17 protein-coding genes are annotated in these 19,275 nt (G+C 63.7%); 2 read left to right on the top strand and 15 right to left on the bottom strand.

The window, feature by feature from the left end:
* Positions 1 to 41: 41 nt before the first annotated feature.
* The 3 genes from ACMGT0_RS15530 to ACMGT0_RS15520 all read right to left on the bottom strand — a co-directional run bounded on the left by ACMGT0_RS15530 (position 42) and on the right by ACMGT0_RS15520 (position 1,827).
* Positions 42 to 1,052 carry an ABC transporter substrate-binding protein gene (locus ACMGT0_RS15530; protein WP_054058950.1) on the bottom strand — a complete coding sequence of 337 codons (1,011 nt, stop codon included), beginning with the start codon at positions 1,050 to 1,052 and terminating at the stop codon, positions 42 to 44.
* 104 nt (positions 1,053 to 1,156) lie between these two features.
* Positions 1,157 to 1,360, bottom strand: a complete 204-nt coding sequence (locus ACMGT0_RS15525; RefSeq protein ID WP_054058951.1) for a hypothetical protein — start codon at positions 1,358 to 1,360, stop codon at positions 1,157 to 1,159.
* Positions 1,357 to 1,827 (bottom strand): hypothetical protein, encoded by a 471-nt coding sequence (locus tag ACMGT0_RS15520; RefSeq protein WP_273820739.1) that lies wholly within the window; start codon positions 1,825 to 1,827, stop codon positions 1,357 to 1,359. Before ACMGT0_RS15520 ends, ACMGT0_RS15525 begins: the two co-directional genes overlap by 4 nt.
* 521 nt (positions 1,828 to 2,348) lie before the next feature.
* On the opposite strand from ACMGT0_RS15520, the gene ACMGT0_RS15515 reads away from it, so the two are divergent.
* Positions 2,349 to 2,762, top strand: a complete 414-nt coding sequence (locus ACMGT0_RS15515) for a hypothetical protein (RefSeq protein ID WP_416773335.1) — start codon at positions 2,349 to 2,351, stop codon at positions 2,760 to 2,762.
* A 33-nt stretch (positions 2,763 to 2,795) separates the two neighbouring features.
* On the opposite strand, the gene ACMGT0_RS15510 is transcribed toward ACMGT0_RS15515, so the two are convergent.
* The 11 genes from ACMGT0_RS15510 to ACMGT0_RS15460 all read right to left on the bottom strand — a co-directional run bounded on the left by ACMGT0_RS15510 (position 2,796) and on the right by ACMGT0_RS15460 (position 17,765).
* Complete coding sequence (locus ACMGT0_RS15510) at positions 2,796 to 4,409, bottom strand: methyl-accepting chemotaxis protein (protein ID WP_416773333.1); 1,614 nt, start codon at positions 4,407 to 4,409, stop codon at positions 2,796 to 2,798.
* Positions 4,410 to 4,721: 312 nt separating this feature from the next.
* Positions 4,722 to 5,126, bottom strand: coding sequence for a TraR/DksA family transcriptional regulator (locus tag ACMGT0_RS15505; protein WP_010445713.1), 405 nt, complete (start codon positions 5,124 to 5,126; stop codon positions 4,722 to 4,724).
* A gap of 344 nt (positions 5,127 to 5,470) precedes the next feature.
* Positions 5,471 to 7,177: an AMP-binding protein gene (locus ACMGT0_RS15500; RefSeq protein WP_416773331.1), complete on the bottom strand. Its 1,707-nt coding sequence runs from the start codon at positions 7,175 to 7,177 to the stop codon at positions 5,471 to 5,473.
* Between the two features lie 21 nt (positions 7,178 to 7,198).
* Complete coding sequence (locus ACMGT0_RS15495; RefSeq protein WP_416773329.1) at positions 7,199 to 8,497, bottom strand: acetyl-CoA C-acetyltransferase; 1,299 nt, start codon at positions 8,495 to 8,497, stop codon at positions 7,199 to 7,201.
* A 64-nt stretch (positions 8,498 to 8,561) separates the two neighbouring features.
* Complete coding sequence (locus ACMGT0_RS15490; protein ID WP_416773327.1) at positions 8,562 to 9,446, bottom strand: MaoC family dehydratase; 885 nt, start codon at positions 9,444 to 9,446, stop codon at positions 8,562 to 8,564.
* 3 nt (positions 9,447 to 9,449) lie between these two features.
* A complete protein-coding gene (locus tag ACMGT0_RS15485) occupies positions 9,450 to 10,802 on the bottom strand; it encodes a 3-oxoacyl-ACP reductase (RefSeq protein WP_416773326.1) in 1,353 nt (450 codons plus the stop codon).
* Positions 10,803 to 10,832: 30 nt separating this feature from the next.
* Positions 10,833 to 13,382: an acyl-CoA dehydrogenase gene (locus tag ACMGT0_RS15480; protein ID WP_416773324.1), complete on the bottom strand. Its 2,550-nt coding sequence runs from the start codon at positions 13,380 to 13,382 to the stop codon at positions 10,833 to 10,835.
* 299 nt (positions 13,383 to 13,681) lie between these two features.
* Positions 13,682 to 15,121, bottom strand: coding sequence for an outer membrane protein transport protein (locus ACMGT0_RS15475; protein ID WP_416773323.1), 1,440 nt, complete (start codon positions 15,119 to 15,121; stop codon positions 13,682 to 13,684).
* Between the two features lie 115 nt (positions 15,122 to 15,236).
* A complete protein-coding gene (gene praB / locus ACMGT0_RS15470) occupies positions 15,237 to 15,722 on the bottom strand; it encodes an alkane oxidation protein activator PraB (protein ID WP_081005874.1) in 486 nt (161 codons plus the stop codon).
* Between the two features lie 141 nt (positions 15,723 to 15,863).
* Positions 15,864 to 16,355, bottom strand: a complete 492-nt coding sequence (gene praA, locus ACMGT0_RS15465) for an alkane oxidation protein activator PraA (RefSeq protein ID WP_081005873.1) — start codon at positions 16,353 to 16,355, stop codon at positions 15,864 to 15,866.
* Positions 16,356 to 16,487: 132 nt separating this feature from the next.
* Entirely contained in the window at positions 16,488 to 17,765 is a 1,278-nt protein-coding gene (locus ACMGT0_RS15460) for an alkane 1-monooxygenase (RefSeq protein ID WP_416773320.1), read from the bottom strand.
* Between the two features lie 21 nt (positions 17,766 to 17,786).
* On the opposite strand from ACMGT0_RS15460, the gene ACMGT0_RS15455 reads away from it, so the two are divergent.
* The gene (locus tag ACMGT0_RS15455; RefSeq protein WP_416773319.1) at positions 17,787 to 18,029 is read left to right on the top strand and encodes a hypothetical protein; all 243 of its coding nucleotides are present in this window, start codon (positions 17,787 to 17,789) and stop codon (positions 18,027 to 18,029) included.
* Positions 18,030 to 18,037: 8 nt separating this feature from the next.
* Here the strand turns inward: ACMGT0_RS15455 and ACMGT0_RS15450 are convergent, their stop codons facing one another.
* Positions 18,038 to 19,030: an alpha/beta fold hydrolase gene (locus tag ACMGT0_RS15450; protein WP_416773317.1), complete on the bottom strand. Its 993-nt coding sequence runs from the start codon at positions 19,028 to 19,030 to the stop codon at positions 18,038 to 18,040.
* Positions 19,031 to 19,275 lie beyond the last annotated feature (245 nt).

Genomic DNA, 19,275 nt, shown 5'->3' with positions numbered 1-19,275 from the left:
TCCGGCGTCCCGGTTCATCCGCGAACAGGCCGCCACCGAACCTACAGACTGTCAGCGACCTTCTGCGCCACATCCGCCGGCACCCAGGCCTTCCAGACCTGCGGGTTGTCCTTGAGAAAGGCCCGGGCCACCTGATCCGGCGGCAGGCGTTCCTCGCTCATTTTCGCCAGCGCCTGGTTCAACAGGTCGATCGGCAGGTCGACCTTGGCGAAGAACGCCACCACCTGCGGGTGTTGCTGGCGGAACGGTGCCGACACGCCGATACTCAGCTTCGAGGCCAGTGACCGGGTCGGCTTGGGGTCGGGATTGTCGGCATCGGTCAGGGTCTTCCAGGCCTCGGCATCGAACGGCGGCTCCTGCAGTTGCACCAGCTTGAACTTGCCCAGCAGCGGCGTCGGCGACCAGTAGTAGAACAGGATCGGCTTGCCGCGCCGAATCGACGAGGTGATTTCGGCATCCAGCGCCGCACCGGAGCCACTGCGGAAGTTCACATAGCTGTCGCTCAGGCCATAGGCCTTGAGCTTCTGCTTGTTGACGATCTCGGAGGTCCAACCGATCGGGCTGTTGAGAAAGCGCCCCTTGCCGGGCGACTCCGGGTCCTGGAACACCGCCTTGTAGCGCTTGAGATCCTCGACACTGCGCAGCCCCGGCGCCAGGGGCTTGATACCCCGCTCAGGATCCCCCTTGATCACATATTCCGGCACCCACCAGCCCTCGGTCGCGCCCTTGACGGTATCCCCCACCGCCACGACCTCGCCCGCCGCCTCGGCCTTGACCCAGACCGGGCTGCGCCCGGCCCACTCCTCGCCGATCACCTGGATATCGTTTTTGGCCAGCGCGGTTTCCAGGGTCACGGTAGTGCCTGGCAGCGTGTCCGTCGGCAAGCCGTAGCCCTTCTCGACGATATGTCGCAACAGCTCGGTGATCAGGCTGCCACTTTCCCAGTTCAGGTCGGCAAAGTGGATCGGAACCGCCGCACGGGCCGGAAGCGCCGCGAAGGCAACGCTCAATACCGCCAGGGAGCCGGCGAACAGCGCACGAAATCCTTTCATGGGTCTACCTCAGTCATGGAGTCACCCTCGACGCGTTGCCGAAAGTCTCTGAATTAATCAGTCAACTGACTTTAGTAGAGGTTCCCTGACAATCACGGCGCGCTTCAATCCGTAGCGTGCGTCTGAAGTTGCTGCAACTCGCGCCGGACCATGCTGGCGTATTCGGCCGGGGTCATTGCATAGAGCTGTGAAGCGACCCATGGCAACCAGGCGCCCTGCAACTCGCCCTTGCGTTCGAACAGGCGCCGGGCATCGCGGCGGGCCTGTTCCAGGTGCTGCTGATGAAACCCGGCCCTGCCGCCACTCATTGCTCGCTGGCCTTGAATGTCAGCTCGCCCTTGCGCCACTTCGCGGCCTTTCGGGTGACGTCCTTGAGGGTCTTGGTCAGGCCTTCCTGCAGCTGTTCATGGGCCGCGAACACCATCACCACGGTATGGCCTTCCTTGAACAGGATGCCGTGGCCCTGTTCGCAGGTGACATAGGCGTAATCACCCAGTCCATAGACCGTCAGCTTGATTTCACGAAACTTGATATCGAACTTCCCACCTTCGCGACTGGGCAGTACCGCGGCGCGGAAATGATCGCCGACTTTCAGTTCAAGACGCTGTTTGTCATCGACGACCATCGCCGTTTCAGTGTCGATTTCAGCGATATAGATGCCTTCGGCGGTTTGTTCGGTGATGTAGACGAAACGTGATTGAAACTGCTTGACCAGCTTTGCCCGCAGGTCGCCCAGTACGAACAATGCGTGCATATCCAGATTACTGACTGCCAACGAAAAGCCCTCAAACCCAAAAATGAAGCCGCCCGGCGGGGAGCAGGCAGCACAAGACATTCGGTCATTGCCGACGGTTACTCACTGGAAACCCTGATGACTGCGTGTCGACCCCGCGCAGGTCGCGTGAAAAGACACAGAGAGACTAATGGATCAAAAGCCCCGTTACTTCTGCGAATACTCACCAGGGTGTGAAGGAAAACACCGCATATCGCTGACGCCAGCCAGTGGGACAGTGAAGTTGCGGAGATGACCTTTCTGAAAAAGCGAAGTTTCCGACGTGCAAGTTGAAAGCCCCCCAGGACAACGATCGGGGGCACGACTTCGATTTTAGAACACGTCGACCCATCACTGCCAATCAAACCACCGTCAAGTGGTATCAGACAAGACAAAAAGTACTGACCGATTGCCGGTCTGGCAATCCCTTGCGGCATGGAACCGGTGATTTCCGCAGTATAGCCGCTCAAGCACCCGGTAACGATGCCGATACAAGGGCAGGCATTCATTGAACGGAGTCCATGATGATCAGCCTGAATCCACTCGCGATCCCCATGCCTTCGCTGACCAGCCGCAGCGACGACACCGAGGATTCGGCGCCGGCCCTGTCGATTCGCGCCCTGCTCGGCGAGGACGCCGACAGCGACTTTAACACCGCGTCTGCCGGCAACAGCCTGGCCGGCAATGAGTTGGCGGCGAAAAACCGCGTCAAGCAGTTGAAGAAACAGATCGAACAACTGCAGCAGAAACTGCGGCGGGCCAACGCCCGCCTGGCAGCACTGAAAAAGGCCCGCTACCGCAGCGAAGAGGCCCGCAATGCGGCCATCCAGCCGGCCCGGGCCGAGGTGATGGCGCTCAACAGCGCCTTGAGCAGTGTCAATATCGCGCTGTTCATGGCGCAGAAACTGCTGGCCGGGATGGTCAACACGACCGTCTGACAGCGCCGACCCCATCAGGCGCGGGGCCAGCGGTCACTTGTGCGGCGCGCTTTCCGGCCGGTAGCCCAGGCGCAGGCCACCCCAGTGCCGGCCCTTGACCATGATCGGCACCGACAGGTCGTGCATCAGCTCGCCGGTATCGCGGGTATAGGTCTGCAGCAGCACCGGTTGCTGATGGCTGCCACAGCGAATGCCGGTGCGGTCATCGAACTTGCGCTTGGTGCGGTTCTGCAGGGCGTCCTTGGCCGCATCCCCGGTCAACGGCTGGGAAAACGCCTGGTTGTGGGTCGGCACGTAGCCTTGCGGGGTACAGGCGATGGCGAACACCAGCCCCTCATGACGGCTCAGCAGCGGCTCCTGGATCGCCGGCAAGACCTGGTCGGTGTAACGGTCGAAGCGGGTCTGGTACTTGGTCGGTGACGTGTTGGCAATGGGCTGGTAGCTGCGGTCGAACAGATCCTCGAGGCTGATGCGGTTCTGCTCGATATCGGCCTCGAAGCGGGCGGCGATCTGCGCCGCGCCCTCGCGCGCCAGGTCGTAGGCACGCTGGTGATAATCGTCCAGGCCGACCTCGGCCAGCCGTTCGCTGATGGTCTCGGCCTGCCCTTCCATCTGTACCGCAGCCTCGGCCAGCCGCCGGGTTTGCTGGTCACTGATCGACAGGTCGCCGCGCATCTGCTCTACGGCACTGAACAGGCTGCCCAGTTGCTCGCGATTGTTCTGCGCGCCGTGGGCGATTTCGCTGACCTGGCTTTCCACGCCCGCCGCCAGCTGGGCAATATTTTCCAGTTGCCGGCCGGTGTGTTCGACCTGCTCGACACCGCTCTCCAGGTCCACCGACAACTGCTGGATCTGCTCCACCACCTGTGCCGTGCGCTGCTGGATATCGGCGACCATCACCCCGACCTCATCGGTGGCGGCCGCGGTGCGCCCGGCCAGGCCACGCACTTCGTCGGCCACCACGGCGAAACCGCGTCCGTGCTCGCCGGCACGGGCCGCTTCGATGGCCGCATTGAGGGCCAACAGGTTGGTCTGGCTGGCGATCGCCTGGATCACCAGGGTCACTCGCTGGATTTCCTCGCTGCGCTGGCTCAGGGCCTCGATCAGTTGCCGGCTGGCCGCCGCGCGCTGGCTGAGCTGGTGCATGCGGCTGATCGACTCCGACAGCACCGCGTGCCCCTCGGCACTGCTCTGCCGCGCCTCGCTGGCCGAACCCAGCGCCTGCTGGCTGAGCTGCGACGTGGCCTGCTCGGTGTCGATCACCCGTTCGGCGCTGCTGACGATCTGCGCCGCGGCATCGAGTTGCGATTGCAGCTTGCCGGCCAGTTGCTTGACCGCAAAGGCCACACCGGCGGCGGACAAGGCGTTATGGCTGGTGGCATAGGACAGGTCGCGGGTCAGTTCGCCCAGCGCATCGCCCTCGGCCCGGGCGGCAATGGCAGCCGGACGTGGACGCAACAGCGGCAACCAGGCCAGCAGCAGCGCCAACGGCAGGCAGACGCCCAGAGACCAGTCGGCATAGGCCATGGCCGACAACAGCAGCGCCAGCCCGATGCTCTGCAGCAGCGGTACGAGCCAGCGTGGGGACGACTTCGACTGCGCCTCCAATGGCGCGAAAACCCCGGACAGAATTCCTTCTCCAGACATAGGCGTTACCCACTCTCGGCTTCTGATTGTTTTCCTTCATTAAACGCCATCACACGGCCATTATCCATGGTCCATTAGTGGTAATCGGCGAAGGGGAACGATCCAGGGGACCGGGCGGCGCTGGAGAACGTGAGAGGGTTCAGGGGCAGCACCGCAGGAACTGACGAGCGGCCGGGTCGGGACTCTGCACGCCGTACCCGCGCGGCGAAGTGCTCGCAGCCGATCATGTCGGGGCGTCGGGTACGGCGTCTATCGGCGCTTGCATCGGGGCGCTTTGGCACCCCGACGAGGCCGCGGGCATCAGGAGGCCGATCAGGCCTGGCGCTGGTGCTTGTCGATCTGCTCGTGACGCTCCTGCGCCTCGATGCAGTATTTGGTGGTCGGGCTGATCAGCAGGCGCTTGAGGCCAATCGGATCGCCACTGTCGTCACACCAGCCGAAGGAGTCGTCGCGAATGCGGTCCAGGGCCTGTTCCAGCTGCGGCAGCATGCGCTGGTCGCGGTCGATCGCGTTCACCAGCCAGGTGCGCTCTTCTTCAACGGACGCGGCGTCGGCCGGGTCTGCCGGAGTATCGAGGCTTTCGATGGCGACACGGTTCTGCTCGATACGCTCGTGGGTTTCCACTTTCATGGCTTGCAACAGTTCGGTGAAGAAAGCCAGTTGCTCGGCGTTCATGTAGTCGTCCGCCGGCATGGCCAGCAACTTTTCCTTTGTCATTGATTTCTCTATAGAAAATACGTGCATTAAGGCGAATTAGGGAGCGTTCTGGGCACCTGAGGGGATGCACAGAAAGGCGCCGTCCATTCCAAGCGCCACCCGGCACTCAATTTACGAGGGGCGGCAGTCTAAGGCCGAGTTATCGAGTCAGCAACAGAAATGACAGCAAAATCGTTTCGATCGCCCCGAACAGGCGCGATGAAGCCCTGTATACGGGGGATCGGAATGCTTTTATAACAAGAAATTCCCTGGCCTGCCTGCAGCCGGGAGACGGACGGCAGTGGCCAGCGGGCCGGGAATGGCCGCACCACAGGCGCCAACCCTGCGCGCGGCCTCGACTGCCACTATTCGCGCAAGGCCCTGCGCAATACCTTGCCCACCGTGGTCTTGGGCAGTTCCTCGACCCGGAACTCGACGATCCTCGGCACCTTGTAGCCGGTCAGGTACTCCCGGCAATGCGCCAGCAACTGCGTTTCGGTCAAACCCGGATCCCGCCGCACGACGAAGATCTTCACCCGCTCCCCGGTCACCTGGTCCGGCACACCGATCGCCGCCACCTCGGCCACGCCCGGATGCAGCGCCACCACGTCCTCGATCTCGTTGGGATAGACGTTGAAGCCCGACACCAGAATCATGTCCTTCTTGCGATCCACCAGGCGGATGAAGCCCTGCGCGTTCATCACCCCGATGTCCCCGGTCGACAGCCAGCCGTCAGCGTCGAGGACCTTGGCCGTCTCGTCCGGGCGCTTCCAGTAACCCTTCATCACCTGTGGCCCACGTACCTGCAGCTCGCCCTCCTCGCCGATTTCCGCCAGCGTGCCGTCCTCGCGGACGAAGCGCACCCAGGTCGACGGCAACGGCACCCCGATGGTCCCGCTGAACTCGCCCTCGCGCATGCGCTTGATATCGATCGGGCTGATGCTCACCACCGGCGAGCACTCGGTCAGCCCGTAGCCCTCGATGATCGGCACCCCGGTCACCTCCTGCCAGCGCCGTGCCACGGCGGTGTGGGTGGCCATGCCGCCGGCGATCGCCAGCTTCAGGTCGGAGAAGTCCCGGGCGCGGAATTCGTCATTTTCCAGCAGACCGTTGAACAGCGTGTTGACCCCGACGATGCCGTTGAACTTCTCCTTGCGCAGGATCATCTGCACCCGTTTCACGTCCCGCGGGTTGGCGATGAGGATGTTGCGCCCGCCCAGGCACATGAACATCAGGCAGTTCACCGTCAGCGACAGTACGTGGTACAGCGGCAACAGGGTGACGTTGGTCTCCTGCCGGTTCTCGTCGAGCTGGTCGCCGACCCAGGCCTTGGCCTGCATCAGGTTGGCGAGGATGTTGCGATGAGTGAGCATCGCGCCCTTGGCGTCGCCAGTGGTGCCGCCGGTGTATTGCAGGAAGGCGATGTCATCGTGGGCCAGTGCCACCGGCCTGGCCTTCAGCCCGCGGGCCTGCTTCAGCATCGCCGGGAAACGGATCGAGCCCGGCAGGTCGAAGCATGGCACCTGCTTCTGGACATGGCGCAGCACGAAGTTCAGCGCAGCGCCCTTGAAGGTCCCGACCAGGTCCCCGATGGCCGCCACCACGATGTTCTTCAGCGAACTGCCCTCCATCGCCTGTTCCAGGGTGTGGGCGAAGTTCTCGAAGATCACCAGGGTTTCGGCGCCGCTGTCCTTGAGCAGGTGCTTGAGCTCGCGGGCGGTATACAGCGGGTTGACGTTGACCACCACGGCGCCGGCCAGCAGGGTGCCGAACAGGCAGATCGGGTACTGCAGGCAGTTGGGCATCATCAACGCCACGCGATCGCCCTTCTTCACACCGCGCGACTGCAGCCAGGCGGTGAAGGCGAAGACCCGGCGCTCCCATTCGTCATAGCCCATCTCGGTGCCGATACTGACGTAGGCCACCCGCTGGCGGTACTTCTCCACGTGTTCGAGGAACACCTCGCGCAGCGACGGGTAGCGGTCGATCTCGGCCTCGACATCCGCCGGCACGCCGGGATGGTAGGCCTTCACCCAGACACGTTCGGTGCTCTGCAGGCTCGCGACACTCATGGCAGTCTCCTTGTTGTTGTTTTATTTTTCGACGATCGCCGTCACGCCCAGGCCGCCAGCGGCACACACGGAAATCAGCCCGCGGCCGCCACCGCGCTGGTCAATGGCCTTGGCCAGGCTCGCCAGCAGCCTGCCGCCGGTGGCGGCGAACGGATGTCCGCAACCCAGCGAACCGCCATTGACATTGAGCCTGCTGCGGTCGATGGAGCCCAGCGGCGCCTCCAGCCCGAGCCGTTCACGGCAATAGTCGGCATCCTCCCAGGCCTTGAGCGTACACAGCACCTGTGCGGCGAAGGCTTCGTGGATCTCGTAGAAGTCGAAGTCCTGCAGGCTCAGACCTTCACGGGCGAGCATTCGTGGTACGGCGTAGGCCGGTGCCATCAGCAACCCTTCGCTGCCATCGACGAAATTCACCGCTGCGGTTTCGCCGGTACGCAGGTAGGCCAGCACCGGCAGGTTGTGCGCCGCCGCCCACGCCTCGCTGGCCAGCAGCACCACCGAGGCGCCGTCGGTCAAGGGCGTCGAGTTGCCGGCCGTGAGGGTGCCGTTGCGCTTGTCGTAGGCCGGTCCCAGCCCCGCAAGCCTCTCCAGGCTGGCGTCGGCGCGCAGGTTGTTGTCGCGCTGGAGTCCGCGATACGGGGTGACCAGGTCGTCGAAAAAGCCCCGCTGATAAGCCGCATGGAGCGACTGGTGGCTGCTCAGGGCCAACTCATCCTGGGCCAGGCGCTTGATCTGCCAACGCTTGGCCATCTGTTCGCAGTGTTCGCCCATGGACAACCCGGTGCGCGGCTCGCCATTGCGCGGCAGCAGCGGCTTGAAGAACATCGACGGGCGAATGCCGAGCAGGCTGCGCAGCTTGCCCAGGGTATCCTTGCTGCGATTGGCTTCCAGCAGGATTCGGCGCAACGACTCGTTGATGCCGATCGGCGCATCCGAGGTGGTGTCGGAGCCGCCGGCGACCCCGACCTCGATCTGCCCCAGGGCGATCTTGTTGGCCACCAGCAGCGCCGCCTCCAGGCCCGTGCCGCAGGCCTGCTGGATGTCATAGGCCGGAGTTTGCGGCGCCAGCGTGGTGGACAGCAGCGTCTCGCGGGCCAGGTTGAAGTCCCGCGAATGCTTGATCACCGCACCGGCGGCGAACTCGCCGAGGCGCTGGCCATGCAGGCCGAAGCGCTCGACCAGCCCTTGCAGGGCGGCGGCCAGCAGGTCCTGGTTGCTGTCATGGGAATACGCGGTATTGGAGCGGGCAAACGGAATCCGGTTGCCGCCGAGAATCGCGACCCGTCGTACCGGGGCCGGGGTGAAACTGTATTCGGTCATGCGGAGTTTCCTTCCATACACTGGCCCTTGTCTCTTGTGTTTCCTGTGGAAGCGGGCGGCGTGTTCAAGTGAGCGTGAGCACCCCACGCATGTGCGGCTTGTCGCCCGCCGCCGTGCGCACTTCAAAGGCCTGGCGCGCCTCGGAGGACGGCAACTTCCATAACGTCGCACTGCCGGGCAGGAACATCGGCAGCTTGAACTCGCAGTCGAGCCCGGCCGCGTCCAGGGGCCGCGGCGGCTGTTGCGCCGCCAGGGCCCGGCCGAGGGTCCACATGCCATGGGCGATCGGCCGCTTGAAACCGAACAGCCGGGCGCCTGGCCAGGAGGTGTGGATCGGGTTGTGATCGCCCGACACCCGGGCAAAACGCCGTCCCAGGTCCGCCGCCAGCGGCCAGCGCTGGGTCAGGACCCATGCCTGTTCATCCGGCTCCAGCTCACCCTGCCAGGGCTCGCCGACCGGCGCGGCGACACCCCGGCGCAGGTACAGGCTCTCGCTTTCCCAGACCAGGCTGCCATCGCCATGGGCCTGGCTGACGATCAGCAGCGCCTGCCCCTTGGGGTGCGCCACCCAGCGTTCGCAATGCACCTGCAGGCGCAACGCCTGGCCCTCGTGCAGCCGCCGGTACTGGCGGATGCGATTGGCCAGGTGCACCATGCCGCTGGCCGGCCAGGGAAACGCCGGGCTGGTCAGCAGGAGCAGGTGTAGGGGAAACGCCAGGGTGTGCACGAAGGACAGCGGCACCCCGTGTTCGCGGCGAAAGCCACAGGCACGGGCGTAACGCTCGATATCCGCCGCGCGCAGTTCCACCGCCGGCCGTACCAGCCGCTCCTGCGGCAGGCGCGGCGCCCCCTCGACCTTGGGCTTGCGCAGGCTGCGCAAGCCGCTCCACAGCAACTGGCCGGTCGAAGGCACCGGATCGATGATACGAAGGGTCGAATCGGCGTTCATGGTTCAGGCCCCCAGCAGGCTTTGCCCGCACACGCGGACCACCTGCCCGTTGATCCCGCCGGAAGCCGGGTGTGCCAGCCAGGCGATGGTCTGCGCCACGTCCTCGGCCTGCCCGCCCTGGGACATGGCGTTCATCCGCCGCCCCGCCTCGCGGATCAGCAGCGGGATCTTCGCGGTCATCTGGGTCTCGATGAACCCCGGCGCCACGCCATTGACCGTCACCTGCTGCCGCCCGGCCAATGGCGCCAGGCCCTGCACCAGGCCGATCACCCCGGCCTTGGAGGTGGCATAGTTGCTCTGCCCGAGATTGCCGGCGATCCCGGAAATCGACGACACGCAGACGATCCGCCCGCCGGGGTTGAGCCCCTGCCCTTCGAGCAGCGCCGTGCTCAGTCGCAGCGGCGCCTCGAGGTTGACCGCCATGACCTTGCGCCAAGCCGCTTCGGTCATCTTCGCCAGGGTCTTGTCCTGGGTGATGCCGGCGTTGTGCACGACGATATCGAAGGCACCCTGCTCCCCGACAAAGGCCAGCAGCCGCTCGGCGGCCTGCGGCGCGGTGATGTCCATGGCCAGCGCCGTGCCCCCCAGTGAACCGGCCACCTGCTGCAACTGCGCCTCGACCGGTGGAATATCCAGGCAGACCACCTCGGCGCCCTCGCCGGCCAGCACCTGGGCAATCGCCAGGCCGATACCGCGACAGGCGCCGGTGACCAGCGCCCGGCGACCGGCCAGCGGCCGCTGCCAGTCGATGGCCTTGGGCACATCCACCGGCTCGGCGATGCGCACCACCTGGCCGGAAACATAGGCGGAACGGCGCGACAGGAAGAAGCGCAGGCTGCTGTCCATTTCCGTTTCCGCACCGGGTTCCACGTACAGCAACTGCACGGTGATGGCCTTGCGCAGCTCCTTGCCCAGCGAACGCACGAAGCCCTCCAGGGCCCGTTGTGCCACGGCCTGGGCCAGTTCCGCGCAGTGCTCCGGCGGCGTGCCCAGCACCAGCACGCGACCGTGCTGGCTCAGGCGCCGGACATTGGCATGGAAGAACCGGTACAACTCGTCCAGTTGGGCGATATCGGCCAGGCCGCTGGCATCGAACACCAGGCCCTGGACCTTGACCGTGGAGGGAGCCTCGACACTCGCCGGGGCGGCGGCGACCGTCTCGGTAGCGGCGAAGATCCGCTGCAACTCGCCCAGCAACCGGCCTTGTGGCGCCCCCGCCAAGACCACCGGATTGAGATGGTTGCCCACCTGCCCCTGCCGGTAGCGCTGCAGCGGCAACGGTTGCGGCAAGCCGACCGAGCGGGCCAGGCGCCGCCCCCAGGGCGAATTGACGAAAGCAAGATAACTGTCAGACATGAAAGAATTCCGTTCCAGACCCGAGAAAGATCAATAGCTGCTGTCGTCAGCGACAGCCGTGCCTTCGCTGACCGCCGCACGCCGCCTGGCTGCCGGCTTGGCGGCCTGCTCGAAGTGCGCCTGGCGCCGTTGCAGGGCTTCGAGCAGACCGAAGTCCTGCGGGAAGTCGTCGACCTGGATCGCGTGGTCGCCGTACTCGACGTAGCGTTCGAGCAACTGCTCCTCCTCGGCGCTGATCAGTTGCAGTTCCAGGGCCTTGGCACGCCAGGCCACGAAGGCCTCGCGGGAGATCGGCAGCGGCGCAATGGTCCCGTCGCGGACCGCTGTCTTGAGCCGCGCCTCGATCAGTTCCACCTGCGGCAGCAGGCGGAAGGCCAGTTCGCCATAGGCCAGCTTGTCGATGTCCGGTTGCGGGATATAGGAATCGGCCAGCAGCCGATCGCGGCTCGCACCCGACTGTTGCACCAGTTCGGCGACTTCGCCGAGCAGGCGGTCGGACGGCTTGCGCAGCGGGATACCGAACGGGAAGCTCAGCGCGCGAATCACCCGCGCCGCGGCCTTCGACGGGTAGTTGTCGAGGGTTTCGGCCAGGGCCTCATGGGCACGCAGCAAGGCATCCTGGGCAGCCCAGTGCACCAGCGGCAGGTCGCCCTGTGGACGCCCGTCGTCCTCGAAGCGCTTGAGCACGCAGGACAGGATGTACAGTTGCGAAAGGATGTCGCCCAGGCGACCGGTGATGCTTTCCTTGCGTTTCAATGCACCACCCAGCACGCCCATGGAGATATCCGAGGCCAGCGCCAGCACCACCGACAGCCGTTCGATCTGCCGGTAGTAGGCGGCCAGCGCCTTGTCGGTTTTCGCCGGGGCCTTGAGTAGTCGCCCGCCGCTCAGGCCATGGACCGCCGCCCGTACGGTGTTGGCGACGACGAAGCTGATATGGCCGAACATTGCACTGTCGAACGCGTCCAGGCCGGCACGGCCCTGGGCGCGGGCAGCTTCCATTTCGCGGAACACATAGGGATGGCAACGGATCAGCCCCTGGCCGTAGATGATCAGGCAGCGGGTCATGATGTTCGCGCCTTCCACGGTGATCGCGATCGGGCTCTGCTGGTAGGCGCGGGCCAGGAAGTTGTTCGGGCCCATGCAGATACCCTTGCCGGCGACGATGTCCATGCCGTCATTGACCACCGCCCGGGCACGCTCGGTGACGTGGTACTTGGCGATGGCCGAGATCACCGACGGTTTTTCCCCGGCATCCAGCGAGGCCACCGATACCTTGCGCACCGCGTCACAGGCATAAAGGTGCCCGGCCATCCGCGCCAAGGGGGCCTGCACGCCTTCGAACTTGCCGATGGGCAGGCCGAACTGCTTGCGCATCGCCGCATAGGCGCTGGTGCCCCGCACCGCGATCTTGCTCAGGCCGACGTTGGCCGACGGCAGCGAGATCGCCCGCCCGGCAGCCAGGCATTCCATCAGCATGCGCCAGCCGTTGCCGACCTGGTCGCGGCCGCCGATCACCCACTCCAGGGGGATGAACACGTCCTTGCCCTGGGTCGGGCCGTTCTGGAACACCGCATTGAGCGGCCAGTGCCGACGGCCGCTCTGCACGCCGGGATGGCTGGTGGGAATCAGCGCGCAGGTGATGCCCAGGCTGCCCTTGCGCCCCAGCAGGCCCTCGGGGTCTTCGGCGCGGAACGCCAGGCCGAGCACCGTGGCGATCGGGCCCAGGGTGATGTAGCGCTTGTCCCAGGTAACCCGGAAGCCCAGCACTTGCTCGCCCTCGAACTGGCCCTTGCAGACGATGCCGACATCCGGGATGGCCCCGGCATCGGAACCGGCGTACGGGCTGGTCAGGGCGAAGCACGGAATGTCCTCGCCGCGCGCCAGCCGCGGCAGGTAGTGCTGGCGCTGGGCCTCGGTGCCGTAGTGCAGCAGCAGTTCGGCCGGGCCGAGCGAGTTGGGCACCATCACCGAGATCGCCGCCGCCGAGCAGCGGGTCGACAGCTTCATCACCACCTGGGAATGGGCGTAATGGGAGAAACCCTTGCCGCCATACTGCTTGGGAATGATCATGCCGAGAAAGCCGGCATCCTTGGTGTATTGCCAGGCCTGGGGCGACATGTCCTGCCAGACCTGGGTGGTTTCCCAGTCGTTGGCCATGTCGCAGAGGGTTTCCACCTCGTTGTCGAGGAACGCCTGTTCCTCCGCGCTCAGGCTCGCCGGAGCCGCCTTGAGCAGGCGCTCCCAGTTCGGCTTGCCGCTGAACAGCTCGGCATCCCACCACACCGTGCCGGACTCGATGGCGGCGCGCTCGGTGTCGGACATCGCCGGCATGATCTGGCGAAACAGCGCCAGAGCCTTGCTGCTGAGCAAGACCCGACGCAGCGGTTTGATGGCCAGCACCCCAGCGGGCAGCAGGATCAGGATCGCCGCCACCGCCGCCCCCAGCGGGCCGACCACGTTGAACAGATAGCCGCCGGCCAGCCAGGCCAGCACGACACCCAGCCAGGCACTCGCCGGGGCTTGTCGATAGGCGAGGACCAGAGCCCCTGCCAGTGCAATCAATAACCAGGAAATCATGAATACACCTCTTGTGCGATACGAGACAAAGCACCGATGCCGCTCTTGACCGACATCCTTGATCAGCCACCCGTGGGTGGCTCGCAGGCTCTACCTTACAAAGAATAGATATGTTTTAAAATTATTTTTTAAATTAATTTTTACCATAAACTCGAAACCAAAAAACCGACCCCCGGTCGGTTCTGCAAAGGCAGGGAATCAACGAATACAGGCGCTACGACGATGACATCGGAAAGGACCGCGCGGGATGCGCCAGCAGCACCCTCTCCCTGTCACCGTCGTATACACGACGAGACGTGTCAGAACCTGTAGGTTGCCGACAGGCTCACTACTTCACCCGAGGAGTCGGCCTTGCCATCGAGGGTCGATCCACCCAGACGATCCTGGTTGTGGGTATTGATCTTGGCTTCCTTCACGAACTGCCGCGAGTAGGCACCGTCGATGCTCAGCCCGGGTATCTCCTTGATCTCGTAACCGAAGCCCAGCGAGGTGAACCAGCGATCGTTGTCGGGAATCCGCGGGTCGCGGGTCGAGCCACGGGTCGGCGTCTGGTCGAATGCCACGCCCGCACGCAGGGTCAGGCGGTCGCTGAACTTATAGTCGCCGCCCAGCGAGTACATCATGGAGTCCTTGTAGTTGTAGGGAATGGCCACGAGGACGTTGCCATCGGACTTCAGCGTCAGGTCCTTGAACGACGACCATTGGGTCCAGGTGGCACTGGCACCCAGGGTGAAGCGATCGTTGAACACGTGGACCCAATCGAGACCAGCGGTGGCCGGAATGTCCAACTGGGTACTGGCATTGGCACCATCCGGATAGAGCTTCAGGCCTGGGTAGGCCAATTCCACCAGCGACTCTCCGTTGGGACCGAAGGGTTGGGTCATGTAGGTCCGGCCCAATGCATCGGCACGGATGTTGTACTTGCCCTCCATCTTGTTCTTGATCTTGGCGTGATAGTTCAGACCCAGAGTGTCCTGGCCGGTGGGTTTCCAGACTACGCCGGTGAACCAGCCCACCGAGGTGTTATCCACCTTCACCCGGATCAGGTTGGAACCGACACCGGACGGGAATGGCAGGCCGATGTTCGGGGAAAGCGCAGCAGCCCCCGTCAGGTTGAGGTTCTGGCTGACAAAACCCTTGCTGTGCTGAACGATGACACCGGCACCGAGCGAGAACTCATCGTTGACCTTGAACGACAGGGAGCCGGTCAGGCCAACGGTTTCAATCTTGGTGTCCACTGCGAAGTCGCGTCCTTTCCAGTCCTCATCCCAGGTGCTGCGCATGCCTTGCGGCACGACCTGGCTGAGACCGAAGGCCAGTCGATCGTTGATCGGCATGACCATGAAACCTGTTGGCAGCCAGGCGGTGAAGCCACCCTGCCCGCCATCGCCGGTCAGCGGCACGGCATCCCCCGGGATACCGTTTCCGTCTACGGGAGTCGTTGACGCAGGGTTGCCCTGATAATCGGTGGCAGTCCCCTTGTACTTGATCTTGATGCGGGCGTAGTCAACGGTGAACTGCGCGACATTCTGGTCGATAAAAGCCATGGCTGCCGGGTTGTTGTAGGCCGCGCTGGGGTCGTTCTTGAACAATGAACCACCGCCGAAAGCACGCCCCCAGCCGGGAGCACCATAGGTCGGGGTGGAAAAGCCGCCTGCCTGGACCTGCACCGTAGTCCCCAGGCCACCGAGCACGGCCAGTGCGACTGCAATGCGTAAATGTTGTTTCTTATTATTCATGCCCCACTCCTTATTATTATCAACCGCCACCGGTCATCCCGGCTCACCCACACTTGAACAGGCGCCTCCGAAGAGGCGCCGTTCTTTTCAACGAGTGATCAGCACGTTGTCCCGCTTATTGGAGAACGAAAGTCGGGTTGGGCGTAACGCTCAGGGCGGTGATGGTGCAGCTGCCAACCGATTGTGGAGCAGGCGACAGCGACAGCACCCCGCCACCGTAGGCAGTGGTCACGTTGGCAGTACCGCAGTTGCTGATGATCGAGAAGCTGACACCACCAACCGTCGCACTCGTTGCGCTGGTAGGAGTCAGTGTCCATGGCAGGCCGCCCATCTTCGGCACGTTGCACAGTGCGTTGCTGCCACTGACAGTGACAGCGGTGATCGATGCAGTTTTGCTATCGGCTGCAACGGTACCCGTGAAGGTAATGTTGCAGGTGACTGGCACATTGAGCGAAGCAGGTGATTTCACCGTGATGGTACCAGGCGCGGTGAAAGTGCTTCCTGCTGGAGGCGACACGATGGTAGCAGCGCTAGCCATCGACATGGCGCCCATGCAGACAGCCATGGCAGTTGCAGACACGAGAGTCTTGATGCCTTTCATTGTTGTTTTTCCTCACATGTATGGCGATTCATTTCGCCGGGGTTAATGGCCTTTTGAGACGACACGGAGTACCGCAACCACGACCGAGCTTCCCTTTCAGCCAAACTTCAAAATTCTGCTGTGGCCTGAACCACCGCCGACTCAGGGGACTACCCGGAACGTCGGCGGCATCTGGATCGAAACCGTCTTGATGGTGCAACCGCCGTCCAGCGCCACGTTGGCCGCCTGGAGCTTGCCGGTGCTGTTGTTCCAGCTGCCTTCGGCGGTCGTCGGCCCGCAGTCGCCGCCCACCAGCGGCGCATGCACGGTGACCTGGATACCGGACATCGCACCGCTGGTTTCATCCTTGGCGATCAGCTTCCAGGGCAGGTGCGTGGCCTCGACCTGGCCGCACTTGAGGCCGCCGTCGAAACCGACTTTCTCGACGCTGACATAACTGCCGTCGGCACTGATCCGGCCGCTGACCTGGATGGTGCAATCGGCACTGATGATGCTCTTGGCGAAACTGATGGGGCCCTTGGCGGTGAACTCGGCATTGGCCGGCTCGATCCGCGCCGCGGCAAAGGCCGGCGCCACCTGGGAAAGCCCCAGCAGCGCGGCAACGACACGAACGGTCAACAGAACCTTGTGCATGGTCGACATCCTTCCCGTTACTTATTGTTTTTATCCGGTCAACTTGTCACGGCTGCAAACAGCCCCCTGAAAGTGGGCAAGCCGCTCCCGTCATGCGCACTTTCAAGTACGCATTCAATGCAACTCTTCAATTCAATCGGTGTAGCGAGTGCCGTACTGTTGAAGCAACTGCTTTCGCCTGGAAGGTTGCAGATTCGCCAGGCGCACATCACCCGCGTAGTGCGCCAGCACCCGGTGATCCATCAGCCGCCGCCAGAGGAACGGCACGTAGGCCCAGACGATCATGCTCGCGTAGCCGTAGGGCAACTGCGGCGACTCGTCGAAGTGCCGCAGTGCCTGGTAACTGCGGGTGGGATAGGCGTGGTGATCGGAGTGGCGCTGCAACTGGAACAGAAAGATGTTGGTGACAATACGGTTGCTGTTCCAGGAGTGCCGGGGCGAGCAACGTTCATAACGACCATTGGGCAACTTCTGACGCAACAGGCCGTAATGCTCCACATAGTTCACCACTTCCAGCAGCGAGAACCCGTAGATACCCTGGATGATCAGGAAAGGAATCACCGCCACACCCAACCAGGCGATCAGCACGCCCCACAGCACCACACTGAACAGCCAGGCCGTCAGCACCGTGTTTTTCCAGTGGAAGGTCGGCAGGCCCTGCTTGTGCAGGCGCTCGCGCTCCAGGTGCCAGGCCGAACGCAGGCTGAACCAGACCGAACGGGGCAGGAAGCTCCAGAAACTCTCGCCCAGGCGCGAACTGGCCGGATCCTCCGGCGTCGCCACCCGTACGTGGTGACCGCGATTGTGTTCGACGAAGAAGTGCCCATAGCAGGTCGGTGCCAGGGCCACCTTGGCCAGGAACTGCTCCAGCGGCCGGGTCTTGTGGCCCAGCTCGTGGGCGATATTGATCGCGATACCCGTCGCCGCCCCGGTGGACATCGCCATGCCCAGGTAGGTGAACCAGCCGATACTGCCATGCACCTGGGCCCGCTCGCTGATGTAGCCCAGCAGGCCGGCCAGGCCGCCCTGCAGGTGATGGGCCTGGACCAGTTGCGTCAGGCCACCGCCGATGATCCAGTCGATGCCCCCGGCGGCCATCCAGGCCGTGGTGACCACGGAAAGGCACATCAGGGCGACACAGGCGTAGATGATCCAGCGGTAGTAGGTCTGTTTTTCGAGGTCAGGAACGATGGTTTCCGGTGGGTTGCTGCGGTCTTCGCCGAGCAGGCCGTCGATCATCGGGATCAGGCCGAAGATCACCACCACCCCGCTCCACCACAGCGATTGAACGCCGGTGACCAGGGCAAAGATGCCGGACAGCACCGGGGTTGCCATGGGCAAGGCGCCGAGCCACCACAGGTGACGCTTGCCATCCGTCCAGATGCCAGGTGCAGCGACAGTGGAGTTCATGGCAACCTCCGGACGACGCTGATGGACGGCGCTGTGGCGGATGCAGCCCAGATGCGGGCCGAATCTTGCGCCAGGCAGCGGGCAGGAGTAGACAGAGAAAATGCTTCAAAAGGCGTTATTTTCATTATTCTAACCGCTCAATTGCATTTTTTAAAAAAAACATTCAAAACGTTTTTTCAAAAAACTAGCCCGATTTCGATAGCTCGTCAACTATTTTTTTGGCGTCATTTCGAATGTCGTTCGTGGTGCCGCTCGCACACCTGAAACCCATCTCAGGAAAGCGTGGCAGCCTCTGCTTCGTGTTGCCGGGTGATGCCTTGTTGCTCGTTGGTCCGAGCGGCGACAGCGCGCACCATGGCCACGACCGGCTCAACTGCCGTCACCGGCAGCATGTGCCCTCGCCCCTCGAGAATGTCCATTTGAATGCCGGGCACCAGGCCCGCCATCGACTCGCCGTGCCGGCGATAGTCCAGCACCTCGTCCTGCGCGCCGTAGATCAGCCCCACCGGCAGGTCGAGCTGCGGATAGCGCCGGACCATCCGCGGCAGATCGTCGTTGACCGTGGCGATTTCGCTGGAGGCGCAATAGAAGTTGCCGGAGCGCATGCCCAGCAGGCCGCCGCCGCGCTCGGCGAAATCCGCCGGCGGCCGTTCGGGCGCGAACACCGCCTTGAGCAGGCTGCCGCGTCCGAGCATGGCCATGGGCGCCGCCAGGGTCCGGGCGAACCAGCGCCGGATGAAGTCGGGCCTGACCCCCAGTGACAGGAACACCAGGGGCAGCATGCGCTGCGGATGGGTCAAGGGAGCCACCAGCACCAGCCCGGACACCCGCTGTGGATGATCGAGCGCCAGGGCCAGTGCCAGCGCGCCACCCAGGGAGTGCCCGACGACCAGTGGCCGGTCCAGGTGCAGGATCTCGATGAAACGGGCGACCAGGCTGGCCTGCGCGGTAATGCTGACACCCGCACCGCGAGAGCGGCTCGAATAACCGGAACCGGGGCGATCCAGGGTGATCACGCGGAACTGCTCGCACAGCCGGGGCGACAGCGAATGGGTCAGGTTGCGCCCGCAACCGCTCAGGCCATGGATCATCACCAGCACCGGGCCCTTGCCTTCATCCACATAGTGAAGGCGCTCGCCGTCGACTTCGATAAAACGCCCATCGGGCGGCACGGCCTGTTCGATCCGGCGATTGATCCGGTTGCTGGTGGCCCAGAGTCCGACACTGCCCAGCACAAAAGCCACCGCTGCTACGCCCCATCCCATGACTTCAGCCCTCTGCCTCCCTGCACCCGGCCAGGAACCGGTAATGGCTCCTGCCGTGGCTATCTCCCGGCGCCTGTTGCGCGACTCCCATCGGTCGGGTGAGTCGGTCAATTCGTACAGACCACTAGCGTAGGTGAGATTTTCAGGTAAATTATTTAAATTAATTTTTAAAACAAATAATTTAATTGTGCAACACCGGGTTTTCCCCAAGCGACGAAACTGACGGTCAGGCGTCGCCACAATCG

Origin of the sequence: Pseudomonas sp. RHF3.3-3, from assembly GCF_048069595.1 — a bacterium.
In the GTDB taxonomy this organism is placed as follows: Bacteria; Pseudomonadota; Gammaproteobacteria; order Pseudomonadales; family Pseudomonadaceae; genus Aquipseudomonas; species Aquipseudomonas fuscovaginae_B.
Note: the sequence above shows the minus strand (reverse complement) of the source record. Positions and strands in the feature narration are given on the sequence as shown.